Annotated in this window: 16 protein-coding genes; 5 read left to right on the top strand and 11 right to left on the bottom strand. The window is 72.6% G+C overall.

The window, feature by feature from the left end; all coding sequences use genetic code 11:
- Positions 1-820: 820 nt before the first annotated feature.
- The 9 genes from ACIGZJ_RS31810 to ACIGZJ_RS31770 all read right to left on the bottom strand — a co-directional run bounded on the left by ACIGZJ_RS31810 (position 821) and on the right by ACIGZJ_RS31770 (position 8,425).
- A complete protein-coding gene (locus ACIGZJ_RS31810; RefSeq protein ID WP_396460543.1) occupies positions 821-1,243 on the bottom strand; it encodes a nucleotide pyrophosphohydrolase in 423 nt (140 codons plus the stop codon).
- Between the two features lie 27 nt (positions 1,244-1,270).
- On the bottom strand, positions 1,271-1,840 hold the full coding sequence (locus ACIGZJ_RS31805; RefSeq protein WP_396460542.1) for a hypothetical protein: 570 nt from the start codon (positions 1,838-1,840) through the stop codon (positions 1,271-1,273).
- Between the two features lie 119 nt (positions 1,841-1,959).
- Positions 1,960-2,472, bottom strand: coding sequence for an HIT family protein (locus tag ACIGZJ_RS31800; protein ID WP_396460541.1), 513 nt, complete (start codon positions 2,470-2,472; stop codon positions 1,960-1,962).
- Entirely contained in the window at positions 2,460-2,933 is a 474-nt protein-coding gene (locus tag ACIGZJ_RS31795) for a GNAT family N-acetyltransferase (protein WP_396460540.1), read from the bottom strand. The genes ACIGZJ_RS31800 and ACIGZJ_RS31795 overlap by 13 nt, the downstream gene beginning before the upstream one ends.
- Before the next feature lie 366 nt (positions 2,934-3,299).
- Complete coding sequence (locus tag ACIGZJ_RS31790; RefSeq protein ID WP_396460539.1) at positions 3,300-3,941, bottom strand: DUF5753 domain-containing protein; 642 nt, start codon at positions 3,939-3,941, stop codon at positions 3,300-3,302.
- 92 nt (positions 3,942-4,033) lie between these two features.
- Positions 4,034-4,693: a 2'-5' RNA ligase family protein gene (locus ACIGZJ_RS31785; RefSeq protein ID WP_396460538.1), complete on the bottom strand. Its 660-nt coding sequence runs from the start codon at positions 4,691-4,693 to the stop codon at positions 4,034-4,036.
- Positions 4,694-4,963: 270 nt separating this feature from the next.
- Positions 4,964-6,343, bottom strand: a complete 1,380-nt coding sequence (locus ACIGZJ_RS31780; protein WP_396460537.1) for an NUDIX domain-containing protein — start codon at positions 6,341-6,343, stop codon at positions 4,964-4,966.
- Positions 6,344-6,549: 206 nt separating this feature from the next.
- A complete protein-coding gene (locus ACIGZJ_RS31775; protein WP_396460536.1) occupies positions 6,550-6,891 on the bottom strand; it encodes a MazG-like family protein in 342 nt (113 codons plus the stop codon).
- Positions 6,892-7,258: 367 nt separating this feature from the next.
- A complete protein-coding gene (locus ACIGZJ_RS31770; RefSeq protein ID WP_396460535.1) occupies positions 7,259-8,425 on the bottom strand; it encodes an IS630 family transposase in 1,167 nt (388 codons plus the stop codon).
- 191 nt (positions 8,426-8,616) lie between these two features.
- On the opposite strand from ACIGZJ_RS31770, the gene ACIGZJ_RS31765 reads away from it, so the two are divergent.
- On the top strand, positions 8,617-9,120 hold the full coding sequence (locus ACIGZJ_RS31765) for a hypothetical protein (protein WP_396460534.1): 504 nt from the start codon (positions 8,617-8,619) through the stop codon (positions 9,118-9,120).
- A 477-nt stretch (positions 9,121-9,597) separates the two neighbouring features.
- On the opposite strand, the gene ACIGZJ_RS31760 is transcribed toward ACIGZJ_RS31765, so the two are convergent.
- Complete coding sequence (locus ACIGZJ_RS31760; RefSeq protein ID WP_396460533.1) at positions 9,598-10,251, bottom strand: hypothetical protein; 654 nt, start codon at positions 10,249-10,251, stop codon at positions 9,598-9,600.
- 620 nt (positions 10,252-10,871) lie between these two features.
- Between ACIGZJ_RS31760 and ACIGZJ_RS31755 the strand changes: the two genes are divergently transcribed.
- From ACIGZJ_RS31755 to ACIGZJ_RS31745, 3 genes are all read left to right on the top strand, one after another.
- Positions 10,872-11,711 (top strand): NmrA family NAD(P)-binding protein, encoded by an 840-nt coding sequence (locus tag ACIGZJ_RS31755; RefSeq protein WP_396460532.1) that lies wholly within the window; start codon positions 10,872-10,874, stop codon positions 11,709-11,711.
- A 746-nt stretch (positions 11,712-12,457) separates the two neighbouring features.
- Positions 12,458-13,114: a hemerythrin domain-containing protein gene (locus ACIGZJ_RS31750; protein ID WP_396460531.1), complete on the top strand. Its 657-nt coding sequence runs from the start codon at positions 12,458-12,460 to the stop codon at positions 13,112-13,114.
- Between the two features lie 722 nt (positions 13,115-13,836).
- A complete protein-coding gene (locus ACIGZJ_RS31745) occupies positions 13,837-14,430 on the top strand; it encodes a DUF1772 domain-containing protein (protein ID WP_396460530.1) in 594 nt (197 codons plus the stop codon).
- A gap of 676 nt (positions 14,431-15,106) precedes the next feature.
- Here ACIGZJ_RS31745 and ACIGZJ_RS31740 read toward each other — a convergent pair.
- Positions 15,107-15,433 (bottom strand): rhodanese-like domain-containing protein, encoded by a 327-nt coding sequence (locus tag ACIGZJ_RS31740; protein ID WP_396460529.1) that lies wholly within the window; start codon positions 15,431-15,433, stop codon positions 15,107-15,109.
- Between the two features lie 37 nt (positions 15,434-15,470).
- On the opposite strand from ACIGZJ_RS31740, the gene ACIGZJ_RS31735 reads away from it, so the two are divergent.
- Positions 15,471-16,085 (top strand): TetR/AcrR family transcriptional regulator, encoded by a 615-nt coding sequence (locus tag ACIGZJ_RS31735; RefSeq protein ID WP_396460528.1) that lies wholly within the window; start codon positions 15,471-15,473, stop codon positions 16,083-16,085.
- The last annotated feature ends 697 nt before the right edge of the window (positions 16,086-16,782 follow it).

Here is a 16,782-nt window from a genome sequence, read left to right as displayed (position 1 = left end):
TACTGCACTGCCCACCCCGGCTGGCTCGATGTGTCGAGGCCGCACGCTTCGCTCACTCGCAGCCCGATCTGGGACATCAGCTTCGCGGCGGGGTAGTTCCGCGCGGTCGGGGCGAACCTGCGGCAGGTCGCCAGCTCGCTGCCCCAGTCGGTGAACAGCCGGCCGACCTCCGGCAGCGGTCGGCGGGATCCGCAGCGGGTGTCCTTGGAGCCACGCAGGCGGTTCATCTCGTCGATCGGGCACTCGACGACCCGCCCGGCCATCGGGTGGATCTCGACCTTGTGCTGCAGCTCCAGGAACAGGAAGTACGTGCTCAGCGCCTGCGAGCGGGCCAAACAGGTGCCGCTGGGCGAGCCCCGCAGCACCCGCCGGAAGTAGGCGTCCGCGTCGGACGGCTCCATGTCCCACAGCGGCTGAACCAGATCCTCACTCCGCCGAGACCGGATTCCGGTACTCGCACAGGTCCCGCACCACCGCCAGCGCAGACAACCCGCGCCTCCTCGCCTTTGACCAGACCGCAGATCGGTCGGACGAGCTGAGAACGCTTCAGGAATCCCGAAGTTACGTCACAGACTGACAGAGCACCGGGAGGAGGAAGAAGCCCCTGGCCACGGCCTCGGTCACTCAGCGGGCCTCAGGAGAACTTACGGGATGTCGCACATCCCTGTCGTAGATCGGGCGGTCGGCTGCGTGCACCACGAACAGCGGGGAGCGGTCCTCCTCCAGGACGGGACGTCGGATCGGCCGGGGCTCGCGGGCGTCTCTCCGGACCAGGAGGCGATGTAGGGGACGGGCAGTCCTCGGTCGGTGAGTTGGTCGGTCACGGGGCGGGTTCGCTGTTCGTGTCGGCGGGCAGGCCGGTGGCGGTCGGAGGCGGCTTGCCGGCCGTGGCGCCGGTAGGCGCAGGCTCGGCGGTGGTGAGCTGTGCGCGGATCCGGGCGGCGAGGGCGGCCATGTCGGCGGGGAACCGGGCTTCGAGGTCGATGCCGGTTTCCTCCGCGATGACGAGGAGGGAGAACAGGCAGTCCGACAGTTCATGGGCGACCCGCGCGCGGTCGGCCGTCACGTCGATGCGGTGCCCTTCGTGGGCCATGACCAGCTTCGCGAGGTCGCCGACGTCGCCTGCGAAGCCGAGCGCGTAGTCGGTGAGGTCCCAGCGCCGCCCGATCCGTTGGTCGTTGAGCTGGTCGTAGGCGTCGCGGACGGCGTGGACGGCGTCGTGCAGCCGCTTCTGGTCGGACATCGCGTGCTCCAATCGGTGGTGGACGGGTCAGGCAGGCCCGGCGGCCGGTTCGTTGTCGCGTTTGCGGGGGACGGCGGTGGCGTACTGGGCGGGCCAGGCCGTCACCGACGCGTAGCGGCGCCGGGCGGAGCGCACGGCGCCCCAGCCCTTCGGGGCGGCGATCAGCGCCGGCATGGGCATCAGCACCGGGTCGAGGGTGAGCAGGACCCTTCCCGGGGGCGACCAGGCCGAGCAGGGCGGTGAGGACGGAGATGCTCTGGCTGATGAGGCGTCGTAGTGCCGCGGTGCCGAACCGGGTGGACTCCAGCAGCCGGCTGAACTCCGGGTCCTCCAGGAAGGCCAGCTCCACCCGCGCGGCGCGGCCGACCTCGGCGACGACGATGACCACCAGGGCGGCGCGGTCGGCGTGCCACGCAGGGCCAGGGCGGTGCGGAGCATGCCGGGGATCTGGCGGGCGGCCGTGAGAAAGTCGATCTTGAGTATGGCCTGCTCGTGGGAGGTGAAACCGTAGTCGTAGCGCAGCCGGCCGCCGAACAGGAACTGCTCACTGGCGGAGGCTCTCTCGTCGGGGTCCGTCTCGGGCGGGCGGGTCTTCAAGCGCTCTCCTCTGGGTGGACGCTGCGGGGAGGGCCGGTCATCCGTGTCGGTCGGCCTGCGGGGCTCGGAGTCCAACCAGGCGGAGGACACCGCGGGGCAGGGTGGGGAGGCGTCCGTGGTCAGGTGTCCCGGTGGTCGGGGCCGCCCAGCCGGGTGCGCAGATCGGCGGCGAGGCCTTCGTCCCGCTCGGGGTCGTCCGGAAGGACGCCCGCGCCCTCGGTCATCAGGGCATGGAACTGCTGCTGCTCGTAGGGGACACCGGGCGGCAGGGCAGCGACGTGCCAATGGACGTGGGAGTTTCCCTGCATACTGCCCAGGCTCAGCACGTACACCCGCTCGGTCGGGACAGCCGCCTTGAGCGCGGTGGCGACCCGGTGGACCGTCCGCTGCAGGGCGAGGTACTGGTCGGTGCTGAAGCCGCCGATGGTGTCCTCGACGTGGGCGCGCGGGGCGACCAGCACCTTGCCGGGCAGGGTGGGGTAGCGGTCGAGGAAGGCGACGTGGAGGCCGTCGTCCAGGACGACCCGGTGCTCGTACCCGGGAATGCCGTCGAGCATCGAGCAGATGAAGCACGGCCCGTTGCGGGTCCGCTCGTTGTAGGCGTCGAGATCGAAGGCGGTCAGCGCACCCACCCGCCTGGACCAGGGCGCAGCACCATAAAGCCGTCCAGGGCCTCGAAGCCGAGGGTACGGTACAGGCCGGCGCCCGCCTCGGTGGCCCGCAGCTCGACCGACCCGCAGCCGCGCTCCTTGAACGCCTCGACCAGGGCGTGGGTGACGCCGCGGCCGTGACCGAGGCGCCGGTGCGCGGGGTCGGTGGCCACGGTGTGGATCCGGCCCCAGAGGCCGGTGGGAAAGGCTGGGCCGAGGTAGCCGCGGTAGACGATGCCGATGGCGCACGCCGCGAGGCCGCCCTCGGTGGGGGCTACGTAGGCGAGCAGGTTCGGGTCGGTACCCAGGCGCTCGCGGATGTCGTCGCGGAAGGTGCTGCGCCATTCGTCGGTGAGCGGGCCGCCGTCGAGGACGGCGACGCGCAGACGCAGCAGCTCGTCGGCGTCCTCGGGGTCGGCGGGGCGCACGGGAAGACCGGGCACGGGGGTTCCTCCATGGGGTCAGTTGGGCAGGTGCGGCGGCAGGGAGCGGCAGGGAGCGGCAGGGAGCGGCAGGGATTCGAGGCGGGCGAGGTGGCGGTCGACGCCGCCGTCCGGGCGGTGGACGCTGGGTAGGCGTACGGGACGGTGCTGTCCGGGAAGACGACGACGCCTTCTTCCACGACTTCCTGCCGGTGGTCGAGAGCGGCGAGTCGGGCGTCGGCCGGCAGCGTCGGGTCGGGCGGTCGCCGGTGGCGTCCCACCGTCCTTACGCCCCGAGCAGCGCGCGCGGGTCGAACCCACCGCCCCAGCCGTGGGTGGACAAGCCGCGCCCGCCGGCTCGCCCGATCTCGGCCGAGAACGGGTCGGTCACAGCGATCGGAGAGCGGAGCTGATGAGGGTGTGGGCATCGTTGCCGTACGCCGCGGACTCGTGCAGCCGGTCGAAGGCGCGGTGGAAGAGCGGGACGCGCTGGTCGGTGATCGTCTCGCCCCCGCGGTAGCCCTCGACCTCCACACGGGAGCCGTCGAAGATCCCGAAGCCGTCACCGGGGTAGACCGTGAGCCGGGCCCGGGCGGGGATGACGCCGAGGGTCAGGCCGGGCCAGGACAGCGCGTCCAGCAGGTGTTCGAGCTGCGGTCGCAGGACCTCGGGGCCGCCGATGCCGGTGAGCAGTGCCTGCTCGCCGAGCAGGACGTGGTAGGTCCGGCCGTCCTGGCCGATGTACTGGGCGCGTGCGACCCGCTCGGCCGCGCCGGCCTCGATGTCGCGGGGGATGCCGTGCAGGTCGACGACCAGGCGAAGGACCTCCTCGGCGTACGCGCGGGTCTGGAGATTGCCCCAGACGAGGTCGGGGCTGAAGCCGTGGTAGTGCCGCGTCTGTTCGACGAGCTTGCGGAACGCGGCCTGGACGGGGCCGGTGCCCCGCCGGAGCAGGCTGCTCCAGTCGGGGCCGGGTACGGCTGGGGCATGGCCGGCGTGCTCGGGCTGCGGCGCGGCGGTGTCGGACATGGAGACCTCCTGGGTCGGGTGCGCGGGCGGGTCGGCGGGCGGGGTGTCGGTGGACCGGTGCGACTGGGACCGGCTGGGGGGTGGAGTCGTGGTCACCGAGCCGGGCCGGTCCCGCGCAGGGGGATGCTCGTGACCTTCTCCCACGACAGCTCCCACGCGGTCCGACCGCCGGGCCGCGGCTGCCGGCACCACAGCACGTCGAGCAGCTCCACGCTGTCGAAGGTGACGGGGGCGTGGCTGGGAGAGATGCGGCGCAGCTCGGTCTGCAGGGCGTCGGAGGAGGCTGCGTCGTAGGCGTAGCCGAGGGAGATGTGGGGTCGGCCGCCGTCGTGGAGCAGGGCGCCCGGGCCGCGGACTTCGCTGACGGCCGCGCGGACACGGGTACGCAGGGCGGTGAGGTCGCCGTCGGGGTGGACGTCGAGGAAGGCGCCGGCCTTGTTGGCGATCGGGCTGCCGACTGTGGCCTGGATCGGCGTGGTGTCGGCGAGGTGCCTGTGGAGGGCGTCGGCCAGGGCCTGCCGTTCGGCGGGCGTGATCGTGTCACTGGTGGTGTCGGCGACCATCTCCACGGTGCAGTGCAAGGTGGTGTCCATCGGTGTGATGGGGAAGGGGGCCATGGCTGTGTGGCAGGTGGTGACGAGGCGGGCGAGCGCCGGGTGGGCGGTGAGGTCGGGTACGGCGTAGACGTGCAGGACGCGGGCGCCGCTGTCCGGCCACGGCGATCCTTGGAACCTCGGTACGAATCGCTCCATGGTGTCTCCCGTGCTTGATCGGGTGGTGGCGCGCCGCCGGGCGGGGGCGCGGGTCGGTCAGGCCTGGCGAGGTGGAGCTCGTGGATGCACTCAAAGGAGTACCGGGCCTGCTCGGGGTGCCGGCATTCCCAAACCGGCCAAACGCGTGCCGGCGCTGGTGTGATGCCCGGCTGGATGCCGGAGCTGCCCGTCGGGCAGGACGAGGCGGAGGCCGACGACCAGGGTCACAGGGGTCCGCCCCGGCGGTGTGGGGCGTGGTGGTGTGCACGTTCACGCTCTCCTCCCGGACGGGAGGCCGGCCGCGTCGGCGATGAGCGGTAGGTAGTGGTGCATGTAGGGCGGGACCTTGAGCCGCAGGACTTCGTCGAGGGGGACCATGCGCACGGCCAGGCCTTCGTCGCCGAGCCGCAGGTCGCTCTCGGGGCCGTCCCAGACGGCGTGGAGGACGCGGGTGAGCGGGAGGCCGAGGTCGTGGTGCGGGTCGGGGAGGGGTCGCAGCCCGGAAATGGTGATTCCGGCCTCCTCCAGGACCTCCCGCTCCGCGGTCTCCTCGGACGTCTCGGTGCCCTCGCGCCAGCCGCCGATCGGAGTCCAGTAGCCGGGCCAGGCCATGCCCGTCGGCCGTTCTTCGCGCTGGTGCATCAGCAGTCGGCCCTCGCGGTCGGTGACGAAGACCAGGACGCCCTCGAAGTCGTCACGATCCGGGGTAGGACGCTCCAGGTAGAGCGGGACACCGGACCGGTGGGCGCGTAGGACCTGCCGGAGGCGCTGGTAGTGGGAGGGATCCATGAACCGGCGCCAGTCATGCGCGCTCTCGAAGCGCCACTCGGTGTGCTCGGCGGGGTCGAGGCGGATCCGGGACTGCTGCTCGGCGTTGAGGACGCCGCCGTCGAAGACGTAGCCACAGACCGCTACGGGATGCTCGGCACCGGCCTGCTCGTGGAGGACCGCGATCAGGCGCCTGCGGGCGATCACGTCGGGGTTCTCGACGGCGAGGTCGAGGCCCAGCTCCTCCTCGGCCTCGATCAGCGCGGTGGTGAACGGAGTCGCGCCGTGCTCGACGTCGCCGCCGGGGAGGTTCCACACCTCCGGGTTGATGGTGGAGCGCATGCCGAGGATGCGGCCGGCGGGGTCGGTGATCAGGAAGCTGCCGAAGGAGCTGGGCCGGGAGATGGTGGCGAGGTAGCCGCCGACGGGCCGCCAGCGGGGAATGGCGAGGCGCCGGGTGATCCAGGTGATGACGTCTCGCTGCCCGTCGCCGGTCGGCGGCAGTGCGTCCGTGCAGGCCCACTGGTGGCCGTCGTGTTCCGGGGAGAGGACGACCTCGGTGCCGTCCGGCACGACCGTGGTGAAGACGAACTGCCGTATCCGGTGGCCGTACCGGCTGGTGAAGTCGAGATGCCGCACGTACTCCAGCGGGCATCCGGTGAGTCCGGTCTCCTCGGAGAGTTCGCGTGCCGCACCGGCCTCCATGTCCTCGCCGTCCTCCCGTCCTCCGCCCGGGTACTCCCACAGGCCGGGCAGGACGTCGTCGTCGGCGCGGCGGATCATCAGGATGCGGCCCGAGGCGTCGCGCACCACGACGCCGACGTCGATGTGCTGGATGCCCTCGCGGAGGGCGAGTTCGGTGAGTACCCCGAAGTCGATCATTGGTGGCTCTCCTTGGTCGTCTCTGTCGCGCGGGTCCGTTGTCCGAGGGCCCCGGCCTTCCGTAGGCCGTGCTGCGTGCGGCCCGACTTCTGAGTGCGGGTTCCGCGCTCCCGCCGGGCGTAGTTGTGCAAGTCGGGCTTGGGCGGTCAGGCCGGGGGCGGAGCCGGGCAAGGGTTGCCCGGTCCGCTTCGGCCGCCGGGACAGTGTCAGGCCGCGTCGACGTCTTGCGGGCCGCCACCTCTCGTGTTGCGGGCGGCCACCGCACGCAGATGGTCGTCGAAGAACCGGCGGGGGTCGCCGCCCATGCGGGCGAGCATGACCAGCGCGGAGAGCGCCACGTCGCAGGTCTCCTTGCGTACGTCGTCCCAGTCGTGGGAGAAGCCCTTGCGGGGGTTGGCGCCGAGCGCGCCGATGACCGCCTCGGCGACTTCCCCGGCCTCCTCCTGCAGCTTGAGGGCCTGCAGCGTCCAGCGCTGTTCGTCGCTGCGCTCTTGGTACTTATCGAGCGCTCCGGCAAGGGAGTTGACGATTTCCCAGGTCTCTTCCATGGGCGAGGATCCTGTCCGTGTTCGAATGGCTCGATCAAGCCGCGCGGCAATCCCGGCGAGCCTGGGTCATTTCGATTCCCAGCCCGGTCGGGGACATCCGGGGCTGTGCGGGCGTTCGGCCCCGGCCAGGGCGTCGATGACCTTCTCCGTGTCGTCGAGTGCGCTCTCCGAGATGAGACGGAGCAGGGTGTCCCGGCACGTGGTCGTGGCCAGGCGCCCGGAGATCCGGGCGCCGGCCCTCCGCCCAAGGACAGCGCGATGTCGGTGAGCTGAGCGGTGGGCGCGGTGGTGCGACGCGTGTGCCGGGACGTCAGAACCGGGGCCTGCTCGGCTAAGTGGTCGGCTCCGGAAGTCCTTCGGGGGTTGATCACGCCGCCGGCGCGATGGAGGATTCTCCTGGGTGATCGGCCGTTTGCCGGTCGAGCCTGGCCAGCAGATCGTCCAGGTCGGAGGTGGTGAACTTCCACTGGAACGGCTGTGCCGTGGCGTTATAGCGGTCTTCGAAGGCCCGGAGCCGGTCTCGGACTTGGTCGAGGTCCGTGAAGTCGTTGGGTGTCACGACTTTGCGTTGGACGACGGAGAAGAAGATCTCGACCTGATTGGTCCAGGAGGCGTGGACGGGAGTGTGCACCATGACGGCGTTGGGAAACGCCTTGGTCAGGCGGTCGATGGCGGCCTTCCCCCGGTGGGAGGAGCCGTTGTCGACGATCCAGAAGACGCGTTTCGCGCTGGCATAGGGCTCGGTGGTCATGACCTGGGTGACCAGGTTCATGAAGGGCACGATGCCGGTGGTGGGCTCGCAGCGTCCGAAGACGCGGGCTCGGTGGACGTCGTAGGCGGCGAGGTAGGCCAGTGCGCCACCACGCCGATACTCGTGGTTGACCCGCATTGCACGGGCCTGGCCCGGGGCCAGGGTGGGATGGCAGCGGCAGCGGGCTTGCACGGACGTCTTCTCATCGCTGGAGATCACGTAGTCGTCCTCGTTCAGCGGGACGCCGTCGAAGGCGCGGGCGTACAAGTCCAGGATGCGGGCGGCCTTGGGCTGGAAGTCCGGGTCTCGGATGAAGATCCAGGACCGGTATTGCCAGGGCTTGAGCGCGTCGCCCTTGAGCCAGCGCCGCACGGTGGAGGCGGAGATCGAGCCGGCGATGGCGCGAACCACGACCTCGCGCGCCAGTTCCGGACACGACCAGCGAGACAGCGGGGTGCCGGTCTCGGCGGGCAGTTGGCAGGCCAGCGCCTTGACCTCGGCGACCTGCACCGGGGTGAAGCGGCGCGGGCGCCCTGAGCGCCTGCGGTCGGCCAGCGCGGGCAGGCCGCCTTCGGCGAACCGGGCACGCCAGGTGCGTACCGTGTCGACGTGCATGCCCGTCGTGACGGCGATCCTCGCGTTCGAGCGGCCCTGGGCCGCGAGCAGCACGATTGTGGCCCGCTGCCGGTCCTGATGCGGGGTCTTGTGGCCGTAGGCCATCTTCTTGAGTCGGTGGCGCTGGGAGGCGATCAGGACTATCGGGCAGGCAGCGGTAACGGGCATGTTATTGCGAATATCAGGTAGCGATGGCCACTTGTGCGGCCAGGCACGGGGCTGAAAGTAGAGCACTGCTCGGCGTGTGCGGTGCGGCGCGGCCATGGGGCTCTACAGTGAGCACGGAGCTCGCTCGAACGGACCATCCACCATGCGGGGGAACTGACTTGGCTGTCCCATGGGACCTTCTGATATCCACTGTGGGTGCCCTCACCGCCACTGTCGTGGGCGTCATCGCAGGCGGGATCGTCGGGCGACGCGGCCAGAATCGCCAGTGGCTGCAAGGGACACAGACCGCCGCCTACGAGAGGTTCCTGCAGGCGTTCGGCGCTGTGGAAGCCGAGCTCCGGGAAGCGTTCCTTGAGGAGCGCCAGCCTGCCCCACATATTTGGGGGCCGTTCAACGCCGGAGTGCAGTCGTTGAGCCTGGTCGCAACTCGTGAGGCCGCCGCCGCGGCTATCGAGCTCTGCGAGGTCGTGGAGGATTTCACCATCCTGTTCCACGGTCGCCGGCCCACCGACCTTGAGAAGCTTCGGCCGATCCACAGCGCGCTGGAGGAGGCACACCTGAAGTTCGTCAACGCGGCCCGACGCTCGCTCGACCCGTCACAAGAGCACTTCGTCCGAACGCTGGGCGGCCCACCACCGTGGCGCGGCGTCGTCTCCTTCCACGCCCGAGGAGCCATTCCCGACAGGGCCGAGTAGAAGCGCGCTTGTCGGCATCACGCGCCACCCAGCGTGCTCTGTACTGAGGTTGGCGCTGGTCCACCAGTGAGAGCGGTGAGCGGGATGAACGCCGTCCGTGCGCCGAGCTTGCTTGGCGTCGGGCGGGGTCAACCCCCGAAGGACGTCCGGAGCCGACCACTAAGGTCCGTCGCCCGCACCAGTCGATCCCGCGCACGAGACGACGCGCCCTCAGGTCCAGCCGCACCCGCCGACCTGCCACCGGACGGTCCGCAAGACGCCGCCGGTAGTGGCAGTGCAGCCGCGGTGATCCCCGCTCGCACCCCGGGCAGACGGCCGAGGCCGCCACCGACCGCACGGCGAGACGAACCTCGCCATCCCCAGGATCCATCTCCTCGACCTCCACGCCGATCCCCGGGAAGAGAAGGTCCGCCACACGCGCCGAATCCATCACTCCGAGGTCATGCCCACCACCCGTGCACGGTCGGCACGAACCCCTCAATCAGCGACAGAGCCCAGGAGGGGTGTGTCGGTGGTTGAGGGGGGCCGGCTGTCGGTGAGGTGTCTGACGGTGACCTCCATCTCGCCGGTGTTGTCGGCCAGTGCGGTGTCGTTGATCCTCAGGCGCAGCTCGCCCGGGGGCCCGGTGTGGTGGAGGGTGTGCTGTGCGCCGACGGCGAAGGGGCGGTCGTTGCCGATAATGGCGATGAGGCCGGCGTGTGCGGTGCAGCAGATGTTGTTCGGCTGGTTGGGGTCCTGGGAGCAGACGGCGGGGTCGGTGCATCCGTCCGGTCCGACGGTGTAGGCGTTTCCGAAGGGGTGCCATTGCCCGGTGGCGGTGATCTCGAGGTCCTCGCCGGTTGCGACCAGGACTGCGGAGCCCTGCCATCCAGCGCCGGCCGACACCGACACTGAGACCGTGGTCGCGGTGGCTGTGGTCGTGGCGGCGGGGGGTGGTGCGGGCCGGGTGCCCGCGGTCGCCCAGAACGCGAGGCCGGCGGCGGCGGTGGAGGCCAGGGCCGCGACCGCGAGGCAGAAGGTCATCCGGTCCGAGGCCGTGGCTCCGGGGTGCTGCGGCACTCCCCACCGCCTGGTCGCCAGCTGCGCGGTGAGGTAGGCGGCGGCGAAACCCGCCACGGTTGCCGCGGCCACGGCCAGTGCCTGCCCTGCTGGGGACAAATCAGACTCCCTGGACATCTCCTGTTGTGATGGTGATGTCGCTCAGCGTAGTCATGGTGGATGGAGGGGTGGTGGAGGGACGGGCTGCGGGTGGGCGGGTCGTGGGTGGGGCGCGGGTGGCGGTGGCGCGGGTGGAGGGGCCCGGTGGGGGCGGGGGCGGGCGTGCGGTGAGGCTCGCCGCCGCCCGGAGGGTACGTGGCCCGACGCGCCGTCAGGGGCAGGCGGTTCGTCAGGGGCGCTCGGGGTGCGGGCGGTGCCCCGGTGCTCCGGTGCTCGGGGTGCGGGCGGTGCGGGTGGCGCGGGTGGTGCGGGTGGTGCGGCCGGTGGGTGGGTGGGTGGTCAAGGTTTGCTTGAGGGTTGGTGTACGCCTGCTGGAGGGGGTCTGTCACCGGTGGGTGGTGCGTGCTTTGATCGTGGGAATTGAAGCCCTGGCCGTATGTCCGTCCGTGTCCGTGTGTCTCGCGGTGCCTGTGTTGGGGTGTACTCCGTCCGGCATCGGTGAACGCCCTTTCGTAGGGGCCGTAGACGCGCGGACATGGACCTGAGCTCGGCGGCTATGGCCTGTCCTCTCAGAGTGGATTTGACTGGTTGCCATGACACAGAACCCGCAGAACATCCCGTCCCCTGTCCGTAGCGTTCTGGTGATCGGGGGGAGTGGTAAGACCGGGCGCCGGGTGGCCGAGCGCCTGGCGGCGCGCGGCCACAGCGCCCGGATCGGCTCGCGTTCGGCGCCGGTGCCCTTCGACTGGAACGAGCCCGGGACCTGGCCGGCCGCTCTGGCCGGTGTCGACGCGGTCTACATCACCTACTACCCCGACCTCGCGTTCCCGGGTGCGGTGGAAGCGGTGGGGGCCTTGTCCCGTCTGGCGGCCGGACTCGGCGTCGAGCGCCTGGTCCTGTTGTCGGGGCGCGGTGAGGAGGCCGCCGAGGCGGGCGAGCGCGCGGTCCAGGACGCCGGTACCCGGTGGACGATCGTGCGCTGCGCCTGGTTCAACCAGAACTTCAGTGAGAGCTTCTTCCTCGACCCGGTGCTGTCCGGGGAGTTGGCGCTGCCCACCGGTGACGCGGTCGAGCCGTTCGTCGACGCCGACGACATCGCGGACGTCGCCACCGCGGCCCTGACCGAGGACGGCCACCACGGCCAGGTCTACGAGCTGACCGGTCCGCGCCTGCTGTCCTACGCCGATGTCGCCGCCGAGCTGTCCAAGGCCACCGGCCGCGAGATCCGCTTCAACGCCGTCACCGTCGAGGAGTACCGCGAGGTCCTCGCCCGGGCCGGCCTGCCCGGGGAGTTCGCCGACCTGTTCACGATGATCCTCGACGGCCGCAACGCCCACCTGTCCGACGGGGTGCGCCGCGCGCTGGGCCGCGAGCCCCGGGACTTCAGCGACTTCGCCCGCGAGGCCGCCGCCACCGGCGTCTGGAACACCTGACCCGCCCGCAACGCGCGCCCGCAACGCAGGTACCGCAGGCACCACCGGCCGGGCCCTGCCGGTGCGCCCGCCCCGCCCCGCCCCCGACACGGACGCGGCGCGGCCGCACCGGCCCCGACCCGCCACCGCCCAACCACCGTCCGACCGCCGGTACCCGGCCGCCGACCCGCCACCGCCCAACCACCGCACCGCCACCGCCCGACTGCCGGTACCCGGCCGCCGACCCGCCACCGCCCAACCACCGCACCGCCACCGCCCAACCGCCACCGTCCGACTGCCGGTACCCGGCCGCTGAACCGTCACCGCCCAACCGCCGCCCGACTGCCGGTACCCGGCCGCCCAACCGCCACCGACCCGCCGCCGCCGCCCAACCGCCGCCGTCCGACTGCCGGTACCCGGCCGCCCAACCGCCGCCACCGCACCGCCCAACCACCGTCCGACTGCCGGTACCCGGCCGCTGAACCGCCACCGCTCAACCGCCGTCCGACTGCCGGTACCCGGCCGCCCAACCGCCACCGCCCAACCACCGCACGGCCACCGCCGACCCGCCACCGCCCAACCACCGCCCGACTGCCGGTACCCGGCCGCTGAACCGCCACCGCTCAACCGCCACCGCCGAACCGTCGAACCGCCACCGTCGAACTGTCGCCGCTGCCCTTCGCCGCGCATGCGCGGTGCCGGTTGTGTTGGTGGCTTCCTGTCCGGCCCGTCCGTCGTATTCAGCCCTGAAGGGGTGAGGGAGCGTCATGTCGCCCGAGAGCGCCCGTCTGTCCAGTGAGCACGGTCTGGGCCGTCTGCCCGAGCACATCCGGGGCTTCGCCCTCATGCATGTCGCGATGCGTCGTGACGGCGCCCGTCTGCTGGCGGCGGCCCCCCGTGCCACCGCCGTCACCGCTGCGGCCCTGGCCGTCTGGTTCGGCCGTCTGCGCGCCGTCATCGACTGGCACCACCACAGCGAGGACGACCTGCTGTGGCCTGAACTGCTGCGCCGCTCACCCGGGTTCGCGGGCGCGGACCGCGCTCTGGTGGAGGACCACGGCGCCCTGGACGAGGCGATGGAGCGCGTCGCCGGCGCCCTGGCGGCCCGCGGTGCAGGTCCCGCGCCCCTGGTGGAGGCGGCCGCGCGGTTCGAGGCCCTGATCCGCGAGCACCTGCGCCAGGAGGAGTCGCTGGTCTTCCCCGTCATCGCGGCGATGCCCACGGGCGCCTACTTGGCCCTGGAGCGGCGCATCATCGCCAGCGCCCCCGCCGCGGTGCGCACCTACCTGCAGCCGTGGATGTTCGACGGCGCCGACCGCGCCGCCACCGCCGCGGTGGCCGCCACCATCCCCGCCCCGGTGCGCCTGCTCGGCAACACCGTCCTGGCCCGCCGCTACCGCCGCACCCTGGCCCCGGTCCTCTGAACACCCCGCACCACCAGCACCACCCCGCACCGCCCGTACCGCCAGCACTACCGCACCGCTCGTACCGCCCAGCACTTCCCGTACCGCCCAGCACTTCCCGTACCGCCCAGCACTTCCCGTACCGCCCAGCACTTCCCGTACCGCCCAGCACTGCCCGCACCGCTCGTACCGCCCAGCACTTCCCGTACCGCCCAGCACTGCCCGCACCGCCCAGCACTTCCCGTACCGCCCAGCACTGCCCGCACCGCCCAGCACTTCCCGTACCGCCCAGCACTGCCCGCACCGCTCGTACCGCCCAGCACTTCCCGTACCGCCCAGCACTGCCCGCACCGCTCGTACCGCCCAGCACTTCCCGTGCCACCAGCACTGCCCGCACCGCCCAGAATCACCAGCACCGCCCGTACCGCCCAGAACCACCAGCACTGCCGCACCACCAGCACTACCGCACTGCCCGTACCGCCCGGCACTGCCCGTACCGCCCAGCACTTCCCGTGCCACCAGCGCCATCAGCACTGCCCAGCACCGCCCGCACTGCCGCGCCACCAGAGCCCGCACTGCCGCGCCACCCGTACCGCCAGCACTGCCCAGCACTGCCCGTACCACCAGCACTACCGCACTGCCCGTACCGCCCAGCACTGCCCGGCATTGCCCAGTTCCGTCCGATAGCCCGGCGTTCCCGTTGCGGTTCGTGACGGGGGGACACGACACCGAAGGAAGACCTGATGCGCTCCGAGCCGACCGCTCCCGCTTACTACGCCGCTCCGTCCGCCGCCCACTTCGGCTCTGGAGGTCCGGTGCCCGGTGCCCGTCCCGGCCGGGGCGGGGCCGCCGGCCCCGTCCTGGTGGCCGCCACCATCGCGATGGGCCTGATGGCCGGCCTGTTCTTCGCCTTCGACGTCTCGGTGATGCCGGGTCTGGCCAAGGGCGACGACCGCACCTACGTCACCGCGATGCAGAACATCAACAAGTCCATCGAGAACGGCCTGTTCGGCCTCGTGTTCGTCGGCGCGTTCGCGGCCACCGGTATCGCCGCCTACCTCGAGCACAAGGCCGGCCGGCGCTCCGCCGCGTTCTGGGCCGCCGCCGCGACCGTCGCCTACGTCGCCGCGCTGATCGTCACCATGGGCGTCAACATCCCCCTCAACAACCAGCTCGCCCAGGCCGGAGACCCCTCCCGGATCCAGGACTTCGCCGCCGTACGCGCCCATTTCGAGAACACCTGGGTCGCCACCAACATGCTGCGCACCGCGCTGTGCACGGCGGGCCTGGCGGCGCTGACCCGCGCCCTGCTCCTGCACTCCCGCGCCTCCCGCTGACCGGCGCCCGGCCCGGTGCCGCTCCCGTGCTTCCCGCTGACCGGCGCCCGGCCCGGTGCCGCTCCCGTGCTTCCCGCTGACCGGCGCCCGGCCCGGTGCCGCTCCCGTGCCTCCCGCTGACCGGCGCCCGGCCCGGTGCCGCTCCCGTGTTTCCCGCTGACCGGCGCCCGGCCCGGTGCCGTTCCCGCGCTTCCCGCCGGCCCGGGTCCGGCCTGGTGCCGTTCCCGTCCCGCGCGGCGCGTGCCGGGGCCTGTTGCCCCGCCCCCCGGGGCGGACGGGCGCCGGCACGCCCGCTGCGCCCCGGCGGCGTACACCGGGGTCCTCGTGCCGCGAGAGCCGGGCCGGCGCGGCGGCGCGGCGCCGCTCCTGCATCCGGCCCGGGCCGCGGACCGGCGAGGGCGGCACGGCCGGGTCCCTCTCCACCTCGGCCGGCGCGGGCGGGACGTCCGACCGCCCGTGCGGGTGCCCGTGCGCAGCGCCCGCGCCTGCGGCCGGGCCGCAACCCGGCTCCCCCTGCTCCAGCGCGTCGGCCGAGGCCGGCAACTGCAGCCCGCAGCGCGCCCAGCCCGCCCTCTCCGCGGGCGGGCTTGTCTGCCTGGCGGTGGATCGGTCCGTCGCGCGTGGGCAGCCGCCGGGGCGAAGACTGCGTGCGCAGCCTTCGCCCCGGCGGTTGAGGTCAGGCGGATTCGGTGGGGAGGCCGGCCTCGGCCCAGTCCTGGATGCCCTCGCGGTACTTGCGGACGTTGGTGTAGCCGAGGGCGGTGAGTCGGTCGGCGACCTGGCCGCTGTTGGGGCACGCCGGGTTGGAGCAGTAGGTGACGATCGCGGCGTCGCGGTCGGGGAGCGCGGCGGGCGCCTGGGCGTCGACGTCGGCCGGGACCAGGGCCAGGGCGCCGGGCAGGTGCTGTTGGGCGTAGTACTCGCCGCCGAGCGTGTCGACGACGGTCACCGCGCCGTTCCTGATCGCTGCTGCCAGCTCGTCGCGGGTGATGAGTGCGGTCATGCCACTGCCTCCAAGGGAATCGGACTACAGTCCTGTTATGGCTCACGACAGTAACGGACTGCGGTCCGGTTCGGCAATGCCTCTCGAACTGCTGCGGACGCCGCCGCCCAGGGAGCGCGCGGACGCGGCCCGAAACCGGATCGCGGTGCTGGAGGCGGCCGCCCGGCTGTTCGCCGAGCAGGGCGTCGAGGCGGTCTCCATGGATCAGGTGGCCGCAGCCGCGGGCGTCGGCAAGGGCACCCTGTTCCGCCGGTTCGGCGACAAGTCGGGGCTGGCCGCTGCACTCCTGGACGCCCGCGAGCACGTGCTGCAGGAGGCGGTCCTGCACGGGCCGCCCCCGCTCGGCCCCGGGGCCCCGGCCGGCGAGCGCCTGGCCGCGTTCCTCAACGCCTACCTCGACTACCTGCTGGAGCATCTGGCACTGGTCCGGATGTCCGAGACCGCCACTCCCGGCGCCCGGTACAGGATCGGGGCCTACCGGTTCTGGCACCGCCATGTGGCGATCCTGCTCGCCACCGCGCCCGACCCCGACCACGCCGCCCACGCACTGCTCGCCGCCCTGGCGGCCGACCACGTCGCCGCACTCCTGCCGGAACTCGGCGAACAGCGGATACGCACCGGCCTGCTCCACCTGGCCCGGTCCGCGATGTGACGATCCCCGCCGACCAGGGCTCGACCCGCCCTCCCGTCCCGCCTGTCCGCGCGAGTTCTCAGGCGGTTGGGCCTTGTCGGGTTTGCGCCGCGGCACCCGCACGGGGCGGTTGGGCCGGCCTTCGACGGGCTCGTGACGCGGATCCGCTCCACCCTCCTTGGCCGCGGCGGCCGGCGCGGCGGCCGGCGCGGCGGCCGGCGCGGCGGCCGGCGTGGAGGGGAAGGCGTGGGCGGCGGTGCGGGTGCGGCGCTCCGCACCGGGCCACAAGGCTCCCGCTCATGTCGAGATCGCCACACGGTGAACCCCGTTGCCGGCCTCCGTGGCCGCAGCGGCCGGCGCCTTCCCGCGGGCCGCGCGGCGCCCTGCTCCCGGCCTTCGCGGACAACACCTCCACAGGCGCCCGCGCGGGCGGGTCGGCCTGTGGCGGGGGCGGCGAGGTCGGCCGCCACCACTTCGGCGGCCCGCAGCGGGCCGCCGCCGGCGCGGGTGGGCAGGGCGCCCGCCTCGTACGCTGCGCCGGACCCCTGGCGGTGGGTCACCTGCGTCCGGTGCACCGACTCCTAGCGCGGCGGGCTGGGCGCCGCGCCGACGCCCGGGTACAGCCGCCCCCCCCCCCCCCCCCCCCCCCCCCCCCCCCCCCCCCCCCCCCCCCCCCCCCCCCCCCCCCCCCCCCCCCCCCCCCCCCCCCCCCCCCCCC

The organism is Kitasatospora sp. NPDC052868 (assembly GCF_044547105.1).
Lineage (GTDB): Bacteria > Actinomycetota > Actinomycetes > Streptomycetales > Streptomycetaceae > Kitasatospora.
This window is presented reverse-complemented; position numbering and strand designations above follow the sequence as displayed.